The following is a 17,574-nucleotide window of genomic DNA, read 5'->3' as shown; positions in this document are numbered from 1 at the left end:
TATGGGTTCATTCGCTCCGCACCTCCAATAAGCTTTCGCTTTTCAAATAAACCTCCTGCAAAGCCTGTAACATTTCGGGCGATGGCGATGCCCACATGCCCCGTTGGGCGGCTTCGAGGAGTCGTTCGGCGATAGCGTTCAAGGCCCACGGATTACTTTCGGCAAAAAACTGCTGCATGGCCGGGTCGAGGGCGTAGGTTTCGCCCACTTTTTCGTACATCCAATCGTCAACGACCTGCGCGGTAGCATCGTAACCGAATAGGTAATCGACGGTGGCCGTTAGCTCTAACCCACCTTTATAGCCGTGTTTTTTTATACTCTCAATCCATTTAGGATTGACAACCCGCGAACGAAATACCCGAAGGGTTTCTTCTTTCAGGTCACGCACGACGGGTTGAGCTGGGTTTTGCGAATCACCAAAATAGTGCTTGGGCTGCTGGCCAGTCAGGCTACGGATTGTCGCAATCATACCCCCGTGAAACTGTAGGTAGTCGTCGCTGTCAAAAATATCGTGTTCGCGGTTGTCCTGGTTGTGCAGTGCCACTTCTACGCCCGACAAACGCTGTTTAAACTCGGTACGAGCATCGGTTCCTTGTGCTGTTCTAGAATAGGCATAGCCTCCCCAGTTGACATACGCCTGAGCGAAGTCGGCATCACTATGCCAGTTTTTTTCATTGATCAAGGGCAGGATTCCCGCCCCGTACGACCCAGGAGCCGCGCCAAAAATACGGTAGCTCGCCCGCTCCTCCGCTTCGTCAAGCGGCATGTCCTGCGCCTGTAACTGGGTTAGTTCATTGAGGTAATGTTTCCGGACAAAGTTCTGCTCCAGGGGTTCATTGAGGGCAATAACGCGTTGTACAGCATCATCGAGCAGGTCAATCAGATGGGGGAACGCATCCCGGAAAAAGCCGCTGATGCGCGTCGTTACGTCAATGCGGGGTCGCCCGAGTTCTTCAAGCGGAATTACTTCAATATCCGTCACCCGCCGACTTTCGGCCTGCCAGATGGGCCGGACACCCAGTAGCGCCAGTACTTCAGCGGCATCGTCGCCACTGGTCCGCATGGCGCTGGTTCCCCAGATACTGATGCCCACGTTTTCGGGATAACGGCCCGTCTCTTTCCAGTGCCGGTCAAGCACTTCGCGAGCCAGTTGCTGGCCTACCTCCCAGGCCGCCTGCGACGGCAGTGACCGCGGATCAACAGCGTAGAAATTACGGCCCGTCGGCAGGATGTGCGCCATACCCCGCGTCGGTGCCCCACTGGGTCCCGCCGGTACGTAGCCACCCGACAGTCCATGCATCAGGTTCGAAATCTCGTCGTCCGTACGGGCCAAGTTTGGTAGGAGCCGTTCGCAGACGTATCGTAGCACCTGTCGGATACCGTCAAATTTGGGCTGTGCCGGCGATTCGTTGAACGTCTCGAACAGCATTGATTCGATCTGATCGGCGCGGAACCGGTGTTGTTGCGCTACCCGGAATAGGTGGTTGCTCAACTCATCAATCACTTCCAGCGCGTCGGAGCCGGTTACCACGGGACGACCGGCTAGCTCTGTAAACATTGCTGGCACGGCCGAGAGTCGACCGCCTTTACTTACCTGCAAGGCAGCCCCGTCCAGGTCATAAAGGTGGGCAATCTCAGCAGGTAAGCTCGGGGTAGTTGCGTTGGGCAGGCGGGTAAGCGATTGCAGCATGTCGACCAACGCGTCGCCCATCGGCATTTCCCCCAGCGTGTGCAGGCCATTTCGTATCTGAGCCGCGCCCAGTTCGCAGAGGTAGCCGTCAATATCTTCAATTAGGTGCGCTACGTCTTTTCCATCCATTTCGGTGAGGCTAACGGGCACACCCTCGGGCGTCATCTCGTCGTCCCAATCGTGTTTATGGTCGCCGTGGTCGCGGCTGAGCATGGCAGAGAGATCCATATCCAGGTTAGTTTGTTTGATAAGCGTCCAGATTTGCCGTTGCAGCAGCGGCAACTTGGCCGGGTCCATCGTTTCAACCTGGTAGTACTCATCGACCAGCTGCGTCAACTGAGCCAGCTCGCCATAGCTATCAGCGGACGTCATGGGGGGCGTCAGGTGATCGACGACGACCGCATGGGCACGCCGTTTTGCCTGTGACCCTTCGCCGGGATCGTTGATAATGAACGGGTAAAACAGGGGCAGATCGCCCAGCAATGCGTCCGGGAAGCAGTTAGCCGATAAGCCAATGCCTTTGCCGGGTAGCCATTCCAGTGTGCCGTGTTTACCGACGTGTACAATCGCGTCAGCCTGCCAGTCGTCGCGGAGCCATCGGTACAGGGCGTAATAATGGTGCGTCGGGGGCAGATCAGGTTGGTGATAAATAGCGTCGGGGTCCATACCGTAGCCGCGGGGTGGTTGCAACGCCACAAAAGCGTTGCCCAGGTTGAGGCCTGCCAGCGCGATGTGCCCGTTGTGGACGTATGTCTCGCCGGGGGGCGGTCCCCATTGCTTCTCCATTTTCGTTTGAATCGCTTCTGGAAGCTCAGCGAACCACTTGGTATACTGTCCCACCGGCACCTGACCCGCGGCATTGGCTAACTGCTCGGGGGTTAGATACGTCTGATCGTACGAACAATGGTCGATCAGTTGGTGAATCAATTCCGTCCCCGTAGCGGGCAGATTTTCGATCTGGTACCCTTCTGCCTGCATTGCGTATAGCATATTCATCAGCGACGCGGGCGCATCCAGGCCAACGGCGTTCCCGATCTGCGAGGCCTTTGTGTTCGAGTTCGTGAAGATAAACGCTACTCGTTTTTGTGAGTTCGGCAGCTGGCGTAGACGAGCAAATCGCCACGCCAATCCCGTTACGCGCTCTACCCGATCGTCCAGCGGTACATACCCCTTGGCGTTACGTTCTTTCTCCTTAAATGATACCGGCACCGTAATAATGCGTCCGTCGAATTCAGGAATGGCCACGTTCATCGCCGTGTCGAGCGGGTTTAGCCCCCGGCTCGACGATTCCCACGGCCCTCGCGCCATGCCCGGCGTAATCGCCTGAAAGATCGGAACGTTCAGGTGAGACAAAGCCCGCTGCGAGGCCGTCTCATCACCATCTGTCCGCACGTCGGTCATGGCGTACGAGATGGTGTTAATTAGGTTCGCAATGGCAATACCGCCCCGTTCCGCCTGAAAGTAAGAGAAAGCAACCGGTGCACTGGTGGCCGGGTTAACCGACTTGAGGGACGACGTAAATACGGGCAGCGCGTTCAGCCCCTTTTCTTCCAGTGAGCGAACCAGCGCATCCACAAAAGCGGTGTTGCCGCTGATCCAGTGCGAACGATAGAACGTAATACCTACAGTGGGCTGATCGGGATTGTGGCGCTGTACCCAGTCCGTTGGCTCGGCGTTTTCGGGAAGATCAGGATGGTAAATGCCATGATCGGGCAGTTGCATCGGCGCGTCGGCCCCGAATCCCGTCATGAGCAGGTGGTCAGCCAAAAAGTACAGCAGGGACGTAAAGTTCTGGTACCCGCCTGCCTGGACGTACGCCAGCGTTTCGTGCAGAATGGCAGGCGATACGGTTGAAACAGCCGCAAACTCTGGGTTTAACTCGCCCGTACCGCTGATCACAATCAGATGCTGTCCCTTGTCCTTTGCTCGGCGAACCAGCTCACTAAAGCCGGGTACGCTGCTCGGTCGGCCGTGTATTCGGAGGATGATAATTTGAGCCGCACCAATTTCTCGGTCCAGGAGCTGGGCCATCTGCGCTTCGCTCTTTATGGCGAGAAGGCTAATACCCGACGTTTTCGGAAATTCATCCGGCAATTCCTGCAAAACCCGGTTCATCGTCAGCAGGTCGGTGTCGGCGTGGGTCAGAAAAACAATCCCACCTGTCGGCAGGGCTGGTTGGCCCAGCTGGGTAGCGGCTTCGGAACCTTTCCAGGTGTAAAACTGGAAAACATATTCCGACAGCTCCGTGGGCGGGGTCAGAAAACCATCGGCGGCAATCATGCTGTCGATGTAATCAAAAATCGCGATGATCTGCCAGTTGCTGTTGATGGAATGAAACCAGACGGAGTGTCCGTCGAACAGCAACGTCACCACGTTGGCCAGCGTACACGGCCCCAGGCAGCCGCCTTTGGTCATGTGCACGACGTTGCGGATTTTCCGGCGCATCCATTCGCTTTTGTATAGTTCGACCGGAATGGGCGCGTAGCCCCGATCGACCCGGCCGCAGCAGCAAGCGTTGTAGCAGTACGACAGATGTCCCCGGCGCTGTACTAGGTTGATGGCTTTCCCGTCGGACCGGGTTACCCGCTGGCGTTTTATTTCAGACATGAGGTTACTTATAACTGATACGGGTTGTTACTCCCTGCCCCCTGAAGAAGGTGAGAATACCGCTAATTCTTCACCCCTTCAGGAGGGCAGGGAGTAACGGAATCGGTGTTAGGTGTAGCATCCGGCAAGGCAAATAACTGCCGCAGAAACTCCGGTTTGTCGCCCCAGTACAGATGCACGTAAGAGGCAATCGTATGTTGGCTTCGGTACAGTTTTGTTTCGACCGGAACGCCTTTTGGATTAGCGATCGAAGCTACCGACACCTGTGGGCGCGTTTCGCACCCCACGGAGTAATGAAACTCGTGCCCCTTTAGACGCATTCCGTCCCAGTCAACAGCCCGGTAACCGAGCGTAAGTTTTGCCTTCAGCATTGACGTCGTTATATCCAGCGATCCCACCATTGGCCATACTGTACCGTCACTGATTTCGATCGATTGGCTTAAATACATCAGCCCGCCACATTCGGCATAAGCCAGTCCCCCACCCTGACAATAATCGCGGATACTAGTGCGTATGGCCACGTTTTCGCTCAGTTGCTGGGCGTATAGCTCGGGGTAGCCACCGGGCAGGTACAGAAAATCCGTATCAGGCAATTTCTTATCACGCAACGGACTGAAGAACGTAACGTGGCCGAATTGAGCCAGCACGTCCAGGTTCTGCTGATACGTAAAGGTGAACGCTTCGTCCCTCGCGACGCTGATGCGGTATGAAGCGAAGAACTGGGGGATTGGGGCCGGGGGGCTAGAGGCAGATAAATTAGGGGTTCGCGTACAGTTCAGCAGTCGGTTCAGATCGATCGTCTTAGGAAGTTCGTCGGCGATGGCCTGAATGATTTGCGCGTAATCCGTTTCGGCGGAAATATGTAATCCCAGATGCCGCGATGGAATAGTAAAGCGTGGATTCGTGGGCAGATAGCCCAGCGACTCCACCCCCACGTCGGCGCAGGCATCAGCCAAAAATCGGTAATGCGATTCTGACCCGACATTATTAAAAATTGCTCCGACCAGATTAATGCCCTGGTAAAAATGCTTGAATCCGTACAGCAGTGGCGCTACCGAGTAGGCCATCGCTTTGGCATTAATAATCAGAATGACGGGTATGTTCAACAGCTCGGCAATTGACGCACTGCTCCCCTGCATCCGGTCGGCCCCGTCGAATAATCCCATCACGCCCTCCGTGATCGCCACATCGGTACCGCTGGCGTACTGTTGATACGAGGCCGTTACGTGTTCAGGCGAGGCCATGAACAAATCCAGATTAGTGCTGGGTGGCACTCCACCAGGCGAATTGCCGTTAGTCACACCCACTGCCGTACTATGGTGCCGCGTATCAATATAGTCCGGACCACACTTGAACGGCTGTACCCGTAGTCCCTGGTTCGCGAGCGCCCGCAACAACCCCAGCGTTAGCGTGGTTTTGCCGGAGCCACTGGACGGAGCGGCCAGCAGAAACTGAGAAAAATCACTCTGATTTAACATTCGAAAACGGCTAAAGAAACTGGCCAAGCCGCTAGTTTCAACGATTTATACTATTTCCCTAGACCCGTAACGAGCCCCGGAACCCTCTGGCGGCATAGTACGAAGCAGCGCCATTATGATAGACGAAAACGGTATCGTAGCGCCGATCACAAAACAGGGCTCCGCCTAGTTGGCGGATAGCCGCTGGGGTCTGTATCCAGCTTGACGTTTTCAGGTCGAACTTACCGAGCTGCTGTAATTCCCGATATTGTTCTTCCGTGAGCAGGTCGATTCCCATAGCAGCGGCCATATCAACGGCGTTACTTTCCGGTCGGCTTTCTTTTCTCGATTCCAGTCCCTCCCGGTCGTAGCAAACACCTCGGCGGTCTTTGGGGCTCTCGGCTGAGCAATCGTAAAAAATGTACTCATCCGTTTCTTGATCATACCCAACAACATCGGGTTCTCCACCGGTTGCTTCCATGTCGTTAAGCGTCCATAGCTTTTCGGGATTGGCGTCCAGCTTTGCTTGCACGTCAATCCACTTGAGATCCTGATGACGGTTCTTGTTTTTCTCAAAACGTGCTTTTAATACGTTGAGCAGTTCGTTACGCTTTTCAGCCGATAGCTCCTTCTTGTCAACATTTGCCATGCTATACGTTTTGCTTATAAGTGTGGGAGTTTAAAATCGATTAGCACGATCGTCAAGTTTTAAATATACGAAGCTTTGTTGAAGCTAACCCGTTGCGGGTTTCACCTCGTTTCGTTTCGATGGGCCAATTGCTCTGGCTTTAAGGTTGTTATGGCAGTTGAGTTTGTGGCAACCTGGTTGCCTTTTCGCTTCTTCCCTTTTTTCGTCTTTCTCCGGGCTTTCCTACGTAGCCATTTCCACGTTAACACCAATCCCGTTGCGCTGACGGCCGTCCCGCCCAGCATGAGTACCCAGACGATGATATCCCAGAGTGGTCTTTTGTAAAGCAGAAGCCGAAAGTCCAGGCTGTGCAAACCATGATACAGCCAGCGCTCCAGCCGACTTCCTTTCTCGTATTTGTGAAATGCTCAAATCCGCCGTACGTATTGTTGGCCCGGACGCCAGTCGTGTTTCTCATGGCCTCCCCTAGATCATCAACGCCCCGCTGCTCGATCGTACGGCCCGATACAGAACTTGTCGTCACGGGAATATCCCGGATGGGCACCGCTAGTTTGTTGATAGTCGTAAACGCCGGTGTGCGAGCCGACGTAACGGTTACTTCCGAGAGTTCGCTGGTCCGGCTATTAAGCTGATAACGGAGTACCGTTGCAGCCTGTGCCGATACAGTTATATTCTGTTTGTGCGCTTCGTAGCCAACCCCGCTGACGGTCAGTGTGTACGTACAACGGGTACGCGTTTGATCGTAAACTGGCCCGCTTCGTCGGTTACAGCCCCGAAACCCGTTCCGTCCAGACGGATCGTAATGGCGGGTAATGGCTCACCCGTTTCGGCCTGAATCTGGCCGCGAATCGTACCCGTAGTCGACTGGGCCCAGCTGGCAGCACCTAAAAAAAGATTGAGAAGGATAACCGTTATGGCTAACAGCGAACGAATGGTGGAAAAATGGGCTGATTGATCACCAGGTCGCGGGTGATCAGCGTAGCGCGTGTGCATACCTTTTAACGAAAAAATAAGGAGTTAAAAGCGTCTGCCTGCAGTTCGGCATGCGAACGGGTACGTGCAATCGGACAAACGACGATGGGTGCTCGCGAGGAAAGTAGCACCAGCTTCTGCCGACAGGAACGGGTGTCTGCAGGAGAAATCGCCAATCTTGACCGTGCTTCAAACCGCGAAAGCATTGTCAGCAAGAAAAAAGGCAGGTCTCCTGACTTGTAACCTGGCGGCCGTCCTTCCCAGTCTGATCGACCAGTGAACATCACGCAGGCAGATTCCCGCGGGGCAGCCAGTTGGGGCGTTACTTACAGTTGCGCGACAGTTCGGGATTTGCACCGCATCGGCGGTCCGACCGATTCTCTATTAATCCGCCGTAAGGCAGAACCGTTTTCCTGTTGGTAAAATGGAAGTAGATACTTATTAGGGCAAAGGTACCCTAAAGTTTCTTACTTTTGAGACCGTTTTTAGGTGCGCTTCCGCCGTGAAGCGCTTAAAAGGGAATCCGTCGCGCTGTCCGTCAGCGTTAATCGGAGCAGTCCCCGCTGCTGTATAGTTCATACAACCATTTTGACAATCAGGCCACTGTTCCTCATCAGGAGTGGGAAGGCGTCAGAATCGAACGAGCCAGAAGACCTGCCCAGAAACGTCAGAACCGGTGTGCTTTCGGGACGAAAGGCAAACACGAAGTCAGATAGGGTGCGCCTGCCGACCGGCGAACACCCCTGCTTTTTGTACGCGCTTTTTACGGGTTTGCCACCACATCAACCTAACAAGCGCATGATCAACCCGCTACTTATCGACTCGTTGCTGCTGGGCGTACAGCACTCCTTCGAACCCGACCACATGGCCGCCGTGTCGGTGCTGGCATCCGAAAAAAACAAATCCGGTCGGATCGCTTCAGACAGGCATCATATGTGGCGTATCATCTGGCGTTCGTCGCACTGGGCGCTGGGCCATTCGTTCACCCTGATTCTGTTTGCCTGTCTGGTGCTGCTGGTCAAATCGGCCCTGTCGCTCAACATTGCAGAACAAGTCGAACTGGCGGTCGGACCTTTGATGATCTGGCTGGGCGTTGTTGCTATCCGGCGAAATCACCGGCAAACGCACGAACCCGTGCAACCAGCGCCATCTACTACGTTCAGTCGATCCTTCTGGGTCGGCATGGTACACGGCCTGGCCGGTACGGGTGGTGCCTGCACCGTAGCTCTGACGCTAGCCGCCAGCGATGCCGCTACGGCCGTCTGGATCATTGTCCTGCAAAGCGCGGGTATCATCGTCGCCATGACGCTCTACGGCTGCTTGCTGGCGTTTTCGCTCACTAAAGTGGTCGACCGGTGGCAAACGGCAGTTCGGGCCATCAACTATGCCGTTGGCATCTTCTCCATTGCGATCGGCGTGTACACGTTGTTCGACATTTTTCACTCGTAATCAATACCCATGAAACAACGCTACTACCCAGTAGTTGGTAGCCCAATCCAGCTAGTTACTTGCCTCGGCGTGATGCTTGGTGCATTAACTTCTTTACAGGCGCAATCGATCCCCGCCGACTCGCTCAGAAGCCGCGTCCTGGAAGAAACAACTGTTACAGCCACCCGCTCGGAAAACCGGCGCGACCGGGTTCCGCAACAAATTGACATCATTACCCGGCGCGACATCAACCAAACCCCAGCCGCCGACGTAACGGATCTGGTCAAGAAACTGGCGGCTGTCAATGTTATTCAATACCCTAATCTCTCTTCAGGGGTTGGCATCCGGGGATTTCGGCCGCAGTTCTCGGGTCTGAATCAGCGTACACTGCTGCTGATTGATGGTCGGCCCGCGGGGGCTACGAACCTGTCAACCATTGGGCTCAACAATGTGGAGCGGGTCGAGGTGTTGAAAGGGCCCGCGTCGGCGCTGTATGGTTCCCAGGCGATGGGTGGCGTTATCAACGTCATCACCCGACGCTCGACAGGAGCGCTACGGGGCAATGCCTTCGCTGAATACGGCTCCTTTCAGACGTATCAGGCGGGTGGAAATATCGGCGGCAGCCTGACCCGGCGACTCGACTTCGATGCCTCGGTCAACTATCTCAGACGGGCACAGGACTACCGGCTCGGCAAAGGCAATTTGTTCCGGGATTGGCTGAAGGGCGATCAGGCAGTAAAGTATTACAGCAACAAGCCAGCCGAAACGGTCGATGATCGTAAAGACGATGGTCAGATTCGGCCCAACACCAAACTTACTTATTACTCCGGTGTGCTGCGACTGGGCTATCAGATCAGCAATAACTGGCGAGTAGACGTACGGGGCGAAAAATTCATTGCCGACGACGTTGAATCCCCCGGCGACATCACCTACGGCACGACGCAGGCCAGCCTGAAAGACGTTAACCGACAGGCGGGTGAAATCGCTCTTCGCGGTCAACTGACGGATCATAAACCGACGTTTCGTGTCTTTGCCTCCGGCGAAAACAATTTCAACCAGACGACCAACGTATCAGGTAAGCCGGTTACGCCGTTCCTGTCGTCAAACACCGCGAACCGCTGGCAGGGCGTTCAACTCCAGGACAACTGGCAACTGGGACGCCACCAACTCACCGTTGGCTATGACTACTTGAATTCCAGTACGTCGTCTCGGAACTGGACTGACGCCGTCACCGAACGAGCACCCACGCAACCTAATTATTCGATTCGGTCGTCAGCATTCTACGCGCAGGGCCAGCTGGCCTTCGGCGGAGATCGGCTCCTCCTGCAACCTGGCCTACGGTTGGACGACATTACGTTCTCCGTTAAGGAAACGCCCCTGCTTACTACGTTCAAGCCTGGCAAAAAAACCAATCCGTTCGTCAGCCCAAATCTGGGCGCAGCGTTGCTGCTGGCACCCGACTGGCAACTGAAAGGAACCGTGGGTCGGGCGTTCGTAACACCCGATGCGTTCAACGTAGCCGGTTACTCAGAAACCCGCACCTCAACTGGCCGCATTACCATTACTACTGGTAATCCAAATCTGACCAACGAAAATAGCCTGAGTTATGACCTGGGGTTGACGTTTAGCCGTCCCAAAGCGGGTTTCCGAGCAAGTACTACTTATTTCAACACGAACGTACGGGACCGGATCGCTCGGATCGTGACGCAGGTCAACGAGAAACAGACTAACGGTGACGTACTCGTCGCGCGGGCTACTTACGTCAACGCAGCCGATTCGGACCTGCGGGGCATTGAATCAGAAATCAGCTATGACTTCGGCGCTTTGACCGCATATCGGTACTCACTCCGATTGTTCGGCAACGCAACGACCATGCTTCGTTATACCGAGACCATTGTCGGCACCGACGCCAGCGTGACCCAGCGGGACATTGCCAACGTAGCGAAAATGAACCTAAACGCGGGACTGGAATACGATTCGTTCAAGGGGCTACAGTTACGTCTGTTGAGCCGGTACATGGGGCATCGCAAAGACACCGACTTTACCGATGCGGCCAACCCGGAGATTCGATACCCGGAATACTTAGTGCTCGACTTGAGCGCATCGTACACGCTGGCCCAACACCATACGCTGGGGCTACAGATCGCTAATCTAACCGACGAGAATTACTACGAAAAACGGGGCTATAACCTGCCAGGCCGCTCGTTATCAGTGCGCTACCGCTTTTCGTTTTGATAGAATACGAGTAGGCACTTAGAATTTAGATTATTATAAATGAAATGGGTAGGCTGGTCCGTACGTTGACAGCCTGCCCATTTTGCTGACCAGGAGTCCAGTCCGGCATGCCTTTGATAACCCGCACCGCTTCTTCGTCGCAGCCACCGCCCACACTCTGCGTCACTTGTACATCGGCAATCTTCCCGGCACTAGTCACCACAAAGCTCACGATTACCTTGCCCTGGATTCCGGCGCGCTGTGCTGCAGCTGGATACCGCAGATTCTGCATGAGATACGCATTCAATCCTGTCTGCCCACCCGCTGGCGCTGGTGGCTGATCGACAACGGTGTACACTTCGCCAACTAGTCCAGATCCCTCCGGATCAACATTTTTCCGGGAACACATCAGCGTTAGCGCCATCAGGCAAACAGCCAGTACGTAACGTTTATAAACGGAGTAGTCGGTTTGGGGGTTATCGGTTATCATAACAAAAGTTCATTTCCGGCAAAATGAGAATCTTTCTTCTGATTTTACTGACCTTAGTCCTGAGTTACGGCATCATTGCTTTCTGGACTGGCGACTGGAACGCCACTCAGTGGGATACCGATAAATCGGAAGCCACTAAACTGGTTGGCGGAGCATTTCTCCTGTTGTTCTTTATCCTGTTCCGAAACAGACTTAACTGGCCAAAGTAGTGCCACGTTGATTAGGCAACGAAAAGAAAAACTACAGCTACAGGGAATACTGTTCTACCGCCTGGCCATCGAACGCTCGTCTTGCTTTGACTCAATTCGCTAAGCTCCGGAGCTGTTGGCTTTAACGATTAATTTACGCGCTTTCCATTTAGATCAGGGAATTACGTCCTAGTTTTGTAGGATGAAACTCAGTGACGACCACCAGGCATTAGTTGATTTTTTTGCCAATACAACCTTGCCAACCGGCGTTCAACACGTGAATGAATACAGCGTCTTTCTGGACCTGCCAGCAGCGACGAAGACGTATCTTGAACGACTCTACAGCGATGTAGAAACGCATCAACGGTCAGCAGCCCTGGCGCTAACCGGAATCAAAGACTGGGCGCTGCTGCGTGCGGATACGCCAGCGAATAACTAGTATCCTTCAGTCTCAGCGTAAGGCAAAAATCCGAGTCTACTTCGGCAGGGCGCGATCAATGGCCTGTACGAGCCGTTCATCGACGATTGACTGATTCGTCTGGGGGTTGATTGATGAGCCGGAATAGATGTCCCGAATAATGCCGGTCTGATCAACCAGGAAGTGATACGGATATCCTTCTATCGCCAAAGCAGAAAAGAGATCCTGCGCTTGCGGTAGGGCGGTGTACGTGAACGTTCGTTTCGCCAGGACACGTTGTACCAGCTCGGGCGATTCTGGGGCTGGGGCAATAAAGACGATATTCTTACCGCGGTATTTTGCTTCTAGCTCACTCAGGGCAGGCATCTCTTTCAGGCAGGGAATGCAGGTAGTTGACCAGAAATTGATCACGATCAGTTTATTCTGCAGCGAATTATTGCTGTAGACTTTTCCCTGTTTATCCTTGAGACTAAAGGTGGGTAATGGCTTCCCAATCCACTTTTCTTTAAACGCATCAAGGGGATTACTGGCCATCACCTCGAACGTGATCTGCGTTTCTTTCTCTTCTTCCGTCACATCAATGGTGGCAATTGGCTTCCCCATATTAGCCGTTCGAATGCTATCGAACTGCGCCTGCGAATACCGATGACCAGTCGCGTCAATGTAAACTTTAGGCTTTACAGACTGACTGTAGGCCAGGGTAGTAATCAAGCAGAATACCGCCAGACATGAGACGTGGTTAATACGCATTGTTTGAAGATTATGGTAAAAAAGCTCGTTAAAAACGCGTTTTGACATTGGGAAGTTCTGCGTGCCATAACACTGTTTTGCGTGGGCACGCCCCTTAAAATATGTTAATATCATCAAGTAGCTACAACCTCATCTGCTTCGGCTTACTCTTACTAGTGGTTCAACCATTAAACAAAAGTAGTATGAAGCAATTACGTACAATCATTGTCCTGTTTCTGCTGGTAGTTGGTTCCGCTACCGCTCAAACCCACAAAGGAAGCTGGCTAGTTGGCGCTCAGATGGCAGATTTTTCTCTGCAAGGCAGCCAACAGGACGGTCTCCAGAAATTTGGTCTTGGTTTGACGCCAACCATTGGCTATTTCCCTATCGAGAATCTAGTTGTTGGCGTGGGGGTTCCGTTGAGTTCAACGCGTTACCGATACACCGATGGCAACCGCGTAACCCTGACGGGCATCGGGCTCTCCTCGTTTGCTCAGTACTACATCGGGGCAGGCAAGTTAAAACCTTACGTGGGTATATCTTACAGCTACGTCCGGCAAAATCAACGTTATGATTTGGATGGCTCGTTTGCTTCCCGAATGAGTCATTATGGTACCCTATCCCCTACTATTGGTCTGGCTTATTTTATCAGTAAACGAGTTGGCATCAATATCAACGCCAGCTACAACATACTGCTCACTAAAGACCGTCGGACAGATCCAGTCCCTTTGTTCGTTCCCATAAACAGTTATCCGATCACGAACAACGGCGGGTTGTCCCTCGGAATCGGTGTTCAGTTTGCCTTCTAAACAAAAGAGCCAGGTCAATTGACCTGGCTCTTTCACTATTACTTTGTTGGACACTAGCCATTCATGACAACGGGGTATACTATCGAACGTGTTTTCAGGGCAGTATGGCGTTCATTTCGTTGCTGAGTTTGCAGACGGCGTGGAAAAGAACTAGCGGCAATTACGTACCTGTCCTACAGGCTAAATGGTTACGTTCTACTTATGAAGAAAAACTTACTCGTAACCAGTTAGTTAAAGTTATCTATTTAACGTCTACCCCAAGCTATCATGGAACAGTTTATAACAGATTTGGACGGATTGAACCGAATCGTATTCTCCATTGGCGTTTGCCGAACTGAGATAAAGCCCGAGCAGGTAACTCCACAGGCAGTTGATAATTACCTTAGAATTCATCTATCGATCCGCGACTGGGTCTTGTGGTTGCGCGTATGTAGTTGCCTGCCTAGTCATGGCGATCAGCCTACCCCGCAATAGTGCCCGGTGAAACTTCGCAGACTACAAAGGCGGGCCACTTTACTAAAGTAACCCGCCCTTGCCGTTGAGTAATCAGACAGTGATTTTATAACAGTCCGCTACCCCCTTTAGTGCAACTTTGTAGGTTTATTTCTTTTGCCTGTTTAGATGGACTGCCAGTACGTTTACGTCGGCGAAAAGGAAACTGAGAACCACTCCATTACCTGGAAGACGGAACGCTATTCGAACTATAAATTTGCTGTTCGTCTCTTTCGATAATAGCCACTAGACCGGCAGATACACGCAAAACGTCGATCCTTCTCCAGGCTGGCTATCAGCGGTGATTGCTCTACCGTGATTTTCAACCGCCCGCTGACAGATTGCCAGCCCAACTCCCGTTCCGGGAAATGAGTCCCGGTTATGTAATCGTTGAAATACCTGAAAGATCCGATCCGGGTATTTGGTGTTAAACCCAATCCCCTTATCAACGACCGAAATCTCGTAGAAACGGTAGGCTTCACTTACCGGACGCACGTTTATTGTAAATCTAATCGCTCGGTCAGCGCCTTATTTGTATCAGATAGCTGCGTATTGCCATCTGCCATTTCGTTACACAGTTGAGGGATCCAAAACGAAAAAGCTTCCCAGAAGCCACTATCTGCCATTATTCACGTACTCTACTTTCTCATAGAATGGCTAGATTATAAAAAAGCCCCGCTAAGTTTCCTCAGCGGGGCTCATGCACGAGTGCTAGTCTCTAGCTTATTTCACTTCTTCGTATGGCACGTCCGATACGTTGTCGCCGGTTGGCTGACCCTGGCCTGCGCCGGGGTTCGCGTTACCACCGTCGAAACCAGCACCTGCGCCGTCAGCTGGGTTAGCACCACCCGTTGCGTTGTACATTTCGGTCGAAGCCGTTGCCCACGCGCCGTTCAGTTTTTCCAGAGCGGCATCGATCGCGGCAGCATCACGCGAACCGTGTGCGGTGCGGAGTTCGCCAAGTGCCGACTCAATAGCCGACTTGTTGCCTTCGCTCAGTTTGTCACCGTACTCTTTCAATTGTTTTTCCGTCTGGAAAATCATCGAGTCTGCTGCGTTAACTTTCTCGATCGACTCACGCTCGGCTTTGTCGGCCGCTTCGTTGGCTTTCGCTTCTTCACGCATCCGGTTGATTTCTGCGTCGGTCAGACCGCTCGATGCTTCAATCCGGATTTTCTGCTCTTTACCCGTGCCTTTATCCTTCGCCGTTACGTTCAGGATACCGTTGGCGTCAACATCGAAGGTCACTTCGATTTGTGGAACACCACGGGGGGCTGGTGGAATGTCCGATAGGATAAACCGGCCTAACTGGCGGTTCTGAGCAGCCATTGGGCGCTCACCCTGCAGGATGTTGATTTCAACGCTCGGCTGGTTGTCCGAAGCCGTCGAATACACCTCCACTTTCTTGCTCGGGATGGTCGTGTTGGCTTCCACCATTTTGGTGAATACACCACCCATCGTTTCGATACCCAGCGAGAGCGGGATAACGTCGAGCAGCAGCACGTCTTTTACTTCACCCGTCAAGACACCACCCTGAACCGCAGCACCGATAGCTACCGCTTCGTCGGGGTTAACGGCTTTCGAAGGCTTTTTACCGAACAGTTTTTCAACTTCGTCCTGTACTTTCGGAATCCGGGTCGAACCACCTACCAGAATAACTTCGTCAATCTGGCTAGCCGACAGACCAGCGTTTTTCAGCGCACGGCGGCAAGGCTCCAGACTGCGCTGGATCAGCGAATCGGCTAGTTGCTCGAATTTCGCGCGGCTCAGCGTACGTACCAAGTGTTTGGGAATACCATTCACCGGCATAATATAAGGCAGGTTGATCTCCGTCGAGTTCGAGCTCGACAGCTCAACTTTTGCTTTTTCAGCGGCTTCTTTCAGACGTTGCAGGGCCATTGGGTCCTGACGCAGATCGATACCTTCGTCCTTTTTGAATTCGTCGGCCAGCCAGTCGATGATCACCTGGTCAAAGTCATCACCACCCAGGTGCGTATCACCATCGGTCGATTTTACCTCGAAAACGCCATCGCCCAGTTCCAGAATCGAAATATCGAACGTACCACCACCCAAGTCAAAGACCGCAATTTTCTGGTCTTTGTCGGTTTTGTCCAGACCATAGGCCAGGGCCGCTGCGGTTGGTTCGTTGATGATCCGTTTTACGTCCAGACCTGCGATCTGGCCCGCTTCTTTTGTTGCCTGACGTTCAGCATCGTTAAAGTAAGCAGGTACCGTAATAACGGCTTCGGTTACGGTTTGGCCCAGATAATCCTCAGCCGTCTGCTTCATTTTTTGCAGAATCAGAGCCGAGATTTCCTGTGGCGTGTATTGACGGTCGCCGATACGTACACGGGGCGTAGCGTTCGGGCCGTTTTCGACGTCGTAAGCGACGTTTTTGGTTTCGTTGGTTACCTCGTTGAAGCGCTTACCCATGAACCGCTTGATCGAGGAAATCGTATTTTTCGGGTTGGTGATGGCCTGACGTTTGGCCGGTGCGCCGACCTTACGTTCGCCGTTACCGTTGTCCATAAAGGCAACTACCGACGGCGTGGTCCGTGCTCCTTCTGAGTTTGGAATAACAACGGGTTCGTTACCTTCCATCACGGCTACACACGAGTTCGTGGTGCCTAAGTCAATACCAATAATCTTTCCCATAATATGGTTTAGTTGCTTGTTTTCTGTGTCAAATACTGTCAGACATCCTTCATCTAACAATACAAATGCCAGCCAGAATAATTGTGCGCAAAGCTGTCAGATTGACAGAAACAGGAGCTGCTTTGGCCAGATTGGCGGGCACCAACACGTAGCCTTGTAAGTCGTGGCAGACTTTTGGGGTTTATTGTGCTTTACTGTTTTACAACAACGCCACCGGCAATTCGCCCTCCGCTGTTCCCCGATGGATCAGTGACCTGATCGTCGGTATTCGCATGAATAATCAGCGATGAACCATTCGCATCAAACAGGGTCGTAGCGCCCTGCGTCAACGTAATTCGGTCCGTTGTTGTCGTTAACCGGCCTTTACCCTGCGCATCAACTTCCAGGTTAGCTAAATCACCGGCGTGGGTTCCCTGTGGATTACTGATGCCGTGCTTCTTACTGGCGGGGTTATAGTGATCGCCGGACGTTGAAAAGGCGGGGGATGCTTTCGGGTCTACGACGCCTATCTCGTGAAAGTGGATACCGTGCGAGCCGGGGGCAGACCATTTACATTAACGTCCAGCGTAACGACACCACTGTTGTTTTCGGTCAGGTTAGCCGTTCCGATACTCGTACCGCTGGTATTGACAATATTCACGGTGGCAGCGGCCCGTGTTACGTTGAAATGATCAGCGCAACTTGTCAGCAAGCTAGTCATCCCCAGCCCGAGAATAATCCAACCACCTGCTATTCCTGTTTTACTCATCGTTTTCATAATGTGACTGGTTGAGGGG

The 17,574-nt window shown here is 53.0% G+C and carries 19 protein-coding genes and 2 riboswitches; of the genes, 8 read left to right on the top strand and 11 right to left on the bottom strand.

Annotated elements, in window-relative coordinates; all coding sequences use genetic code 11:
• Positions 1–7: 7 nt before the first annotated feature.
• The 3 genes from cobN to ACYVAD_RS23715 all read right to left on the bottom strand — a co-directional run bounded on the left by cobN (position 8) and on the right by ACYVAD_RS23715 (position 6,403).
• A complete protein-coding gene (gene cobN, locus ACYVAD_RS23725; RefSeq protein ID WP_461142035.1) occupies positions 8–4,297 on the bottom strand; it encodes a cobaltochelatase subunit CobN in 4,290 nt (1,429 codons plus the stop codon).
• 62 nt (positions 4,298–4,359) lie between these two features.
• The gene (locus tag ACYVAD_RS23720) at positions 4,360–5,775 is read right to left on the bottom strand and encodes a cobyrinate a,c-diamide synthase (protein WP_461142034.1); all 1,416 of its coding nucleotides are present in this window, start codon (positions 5,773–5,775) and stop codon (positions 4,360–4,362) included.
• A gap of 58 nt (positions 5,776–5,833) precedes the next feature.
• The gene (locus ACYVAD_RS23715; RefSeq protein WP_461142033.1) at positions 5,834–6,403 is read right to left on the bottom strand and encodes a DUF4256 domain-containing protein; all 570 of its coding nucleotides are present in this window, start codon (positions 6,401–6,403) and stop codon (positions 5,834–5,836) included.
• A gap of 150 nt (positions 6,404–6,553) precedes the next feature.
• Here ACYVAD_RS23715 and ACYVAD_RS23710 point away from each other — a divergent pair, with 150 nt between their 5' ends.
• The gene (locus ACYVAD_RS23710; protein WP_461142067.1) at positions 6,554–6,727 is read left to right on the top strand and encodes a hypothetical protein; all 174 of its coding nucleotides are present in this window, start codon (positions 6,554–6,556) and stop codon (positions 6,725–6,727) included.
• Here ACYVAD_RS23710 and ACYVAD_RS23705 read toward each other — a convergent pair.
• The gene (locus tag ACYVAD_RS23705; RefSeq protein WP_461142065.1) at positions 6,645–6,896 is read right to left on the bottom strand and encodes a hypothetical protein; all 252 of its coding nucleotides are present in this window, start codon (positions 6,894–6,896) and stop codon (positions 6,645–6,647) included. The two genes, ACYVAD_RS23710 and ACYVAD_RS23705, sit on opposite strands and share 83 nt — an antisense overlap.
• Between ACYVAD_RS23705 and ACYVAD_RS23700 the strand changes: the two genes are divergently transcribed.
• Positions 6,802–7,035 (top strand): hypothetical protein, encoded by a 234-nt coding sequence (locus tag ACYVAD_RS23700; protein WP_461142066.1) that lies wholly within the window; start codon positions 6,802–6,804, stop codon positions 7,033–7,035. The two genes, ACYVAD_RS23705 and ACYVAD_RS23700, sit on opposite strands and share 95 nt — an antisense overlap.
• Before the next feature lie 76 nt (positions 7,036–7,111).
• Here the strand turns inward: ACYVAD_RS23700 and ACYVAD_RS23695 are convergent, their stop codons facing one another.
• Positions 7,112–7,396 (bottom strand): carboxypeptidase-like regulatory domain-containing protein, encoded by a 285-nt coding sequence (locus ACYVAD_RS23695; protein WP_461142032.1) that lies wholly within the window; start codon positions 7,394–7,396, stop codon positions 7,112–7,114.
• A 184-nt stretch (positions 7,397–7,580) separates the two neighbouring features.
• Positions 7,581–7,800, bottom strand: a riboswitch (cobalamin riboswitch).
• 45 nt (positions 7,801–7,845) lie between these two features.
• A riboswitch (cobalamin riboswitch) is annotated at positions 7,846–8,051 on the top strand.
• 122 nt (positions 8,052–8,173) lie between these two features.
• Here ACYVAD_RS23695 and ACYVAD_RS23690 point away from each other — a divergent pair.
• The gene (locus tag ACYVAD_RS23690) at positions 8,174–8,824 is read left to right on the top strand and encodes a hypothetical protein (protein WP_461142031.1); all 651 of its coding nucleotides are present in this window, start codon (positions 8,174–8,176) and stop codon (positions 8,822–8,824) included.
• A gap of 9 nt (positions 8,825–8,833) precedes the next feature.
• Positions 8,834–11,038, top strand: a complete 2,205-nt coding sequence (locus ACYVAD_RS23685) for a TonB-dependent receptor plug domain-containing protein (RefSeq protein WP_461142030.1) — start codon at positions 8,834–8,836, stop codon at positions 11,036–11,038.
• A gap of 25 nt (positions 11,039–11,063) precedes the next feature.
• Here ACYVAD_RS23685 and ACYVAD_RS23680 read toward each other — a convergent pair whose 3' ends face one another.
• The gene (locus ACYVAD_RS23680) at positions 11,064–11,507 is read right to left on the bottom strand and encodes an energy transducer TonB (RefSeq protein ID WP_461142029.1); all 444 of its coding nucleotides are present in this window, start codon (positions 11,505–11,507) and stop codon (positions 11,064–11,066) included.
• 23 nt (positions 11,508–11,530) lie between these two features.
• Between ACYVAD_RS23680 and ACYVAD_RS23675 the strand changes: the two genes are divergently transcribed.
• Both ACYVAD_RS23675 and ACYVAD_RS23670 read left to right on the top strand, forming a co-directional pair.
• Positions 11,531–11,716 (top strand): hypothetical protein, encoded by a 186-nt coding sequence (locus tag ACYVAD_RS23675; protein ID WP_461142028.1) that lies wholly within the window; start codon positions 11,531–11,533, stop codon positions 11,714–11,716.
• A 181-nt stretch (positions 11,717–11,897) separates the two neighbouring features.
• A complete protein-coding gene (locus ACYVAD_RS23670; RefSeq protein WP_461142027.1) occupies positions 11,898–12,134 on the top strand; it encodes a hypothetical protein in 237 nt (78 codons plus the stop codon).
• A 36-nt stretch (positions 12,135–12,170) separates the two neighbouring features.
• On the opposite strand, the gene ACYVAD_RS23665 is transcribed toward ACYVAD_RS23670, so the two are convergent.
• Positions 12,171–12,863, bottom strand: coding sequence for a TlpA family protein disulfide reductase (locus tag ACYVAD_RS23665; protein ID WP_461142026.1), 693 nt, complete (start codon positions 12,861–12,863; stop codon positions 12,171–12,173).
• 182 nt (positions 12,864–13,045) lie between these two features.
• On the opposite strand from ACYVAD_RS23665, the gene ACYVAD_RS23660 reads away from it, so the two are divergent.
• Entirely contained in the window at positions 13,046–13,651 is a 606-nt protein-coding gene (locus ACYVAD_RS23660) for an outer membrane beta-barrel protein (protein ID WP_461142025.1), read from the top strand.
• Positions 13,652–13,918: 267 nt separating this feature from the next.
• Entirely contained in the window at positions 13,919–14,125 is a 207-nt protein-coding gene (locus ACYVAD_RS23655; RefSeq protein ID WP_461142024.1) for a hypothetical protein, read from the top strand.
• A 264-nt stretch (positions 14,126–14,389) separates the two neighbouring features.
• Here the strand turns inward: ACYVAD_RS23655 and ACYVAD_RS23650 are convergent, their stop codons facing one another.
• The 4 genes from ACYVAD_RS23650 to ACYVAD_RS23635 all read right to left on the bottom strand — a co-directional run bounded on the left by ACYVAD_RS23650 (position 14,390) and on the right by ACYVAD_RS23635 (position 17,555).
• Positions 14,390–14,638, bottom strand: a complete 249-nt coding sequence (locus ACYVAD_RS23650) for a sensor histidine kinase (RefSeq protein WP_461142023.1) — start codon at positions 14,636–14,638, stop codon at positions 14,390–14,392.
• Between the two features lie 228 nt (positions 14,639–14,866).
• The gene (gene dnaK / locus ACYVAD_RS23645) at positions 14,867–16,798 is read right to left on the bottom strand and encodes a molecular chaperone DnaK (RefSeq protein ID WP_461142022.1); all 1,932 of its coding nucleotides are present in this window, start codon (positions 16,796–16,798) and stop codon (positions 14,867–14,869) included.
• Between the two features lie 191 nt (positions 16,799–16,989).
• Positions 16,990–17,307, bottom strand: a complete 318-nt coding sequence (locus ACYVAD_RS23640) for a superoxide dismutase family protein (protein ID WP_461142064.1) — start codon at positions 17,305–17,307, stop codon at positions 16,990–16,992.
• Positions 17,304–17,555 carry a hypothetical protein gene (locus tag ACYVAD_RS23635; RefSeq protein WP_461142021.1) on the bottom strand — a complete coding sequence of 84 codons (252 nt, stop codon included), beginning with the start codon at positions 17,553–17,555 and terminating at the stop codon, positions 17,304–17,306. Before ACYVAD_RS23635 ends, ACYVAD_RS23640 begins: the two co-directional genes overlap by 4 nt.
• Between the last annotated feature and the right edge of the window lie 19 nt (positions 17,556–17,574).

This window comes from Spirosoma pomorum (assembly GCF_054776615.1).
This window is presented reverse-complemented; position numbering and strand designations above follow the sequence as displayed.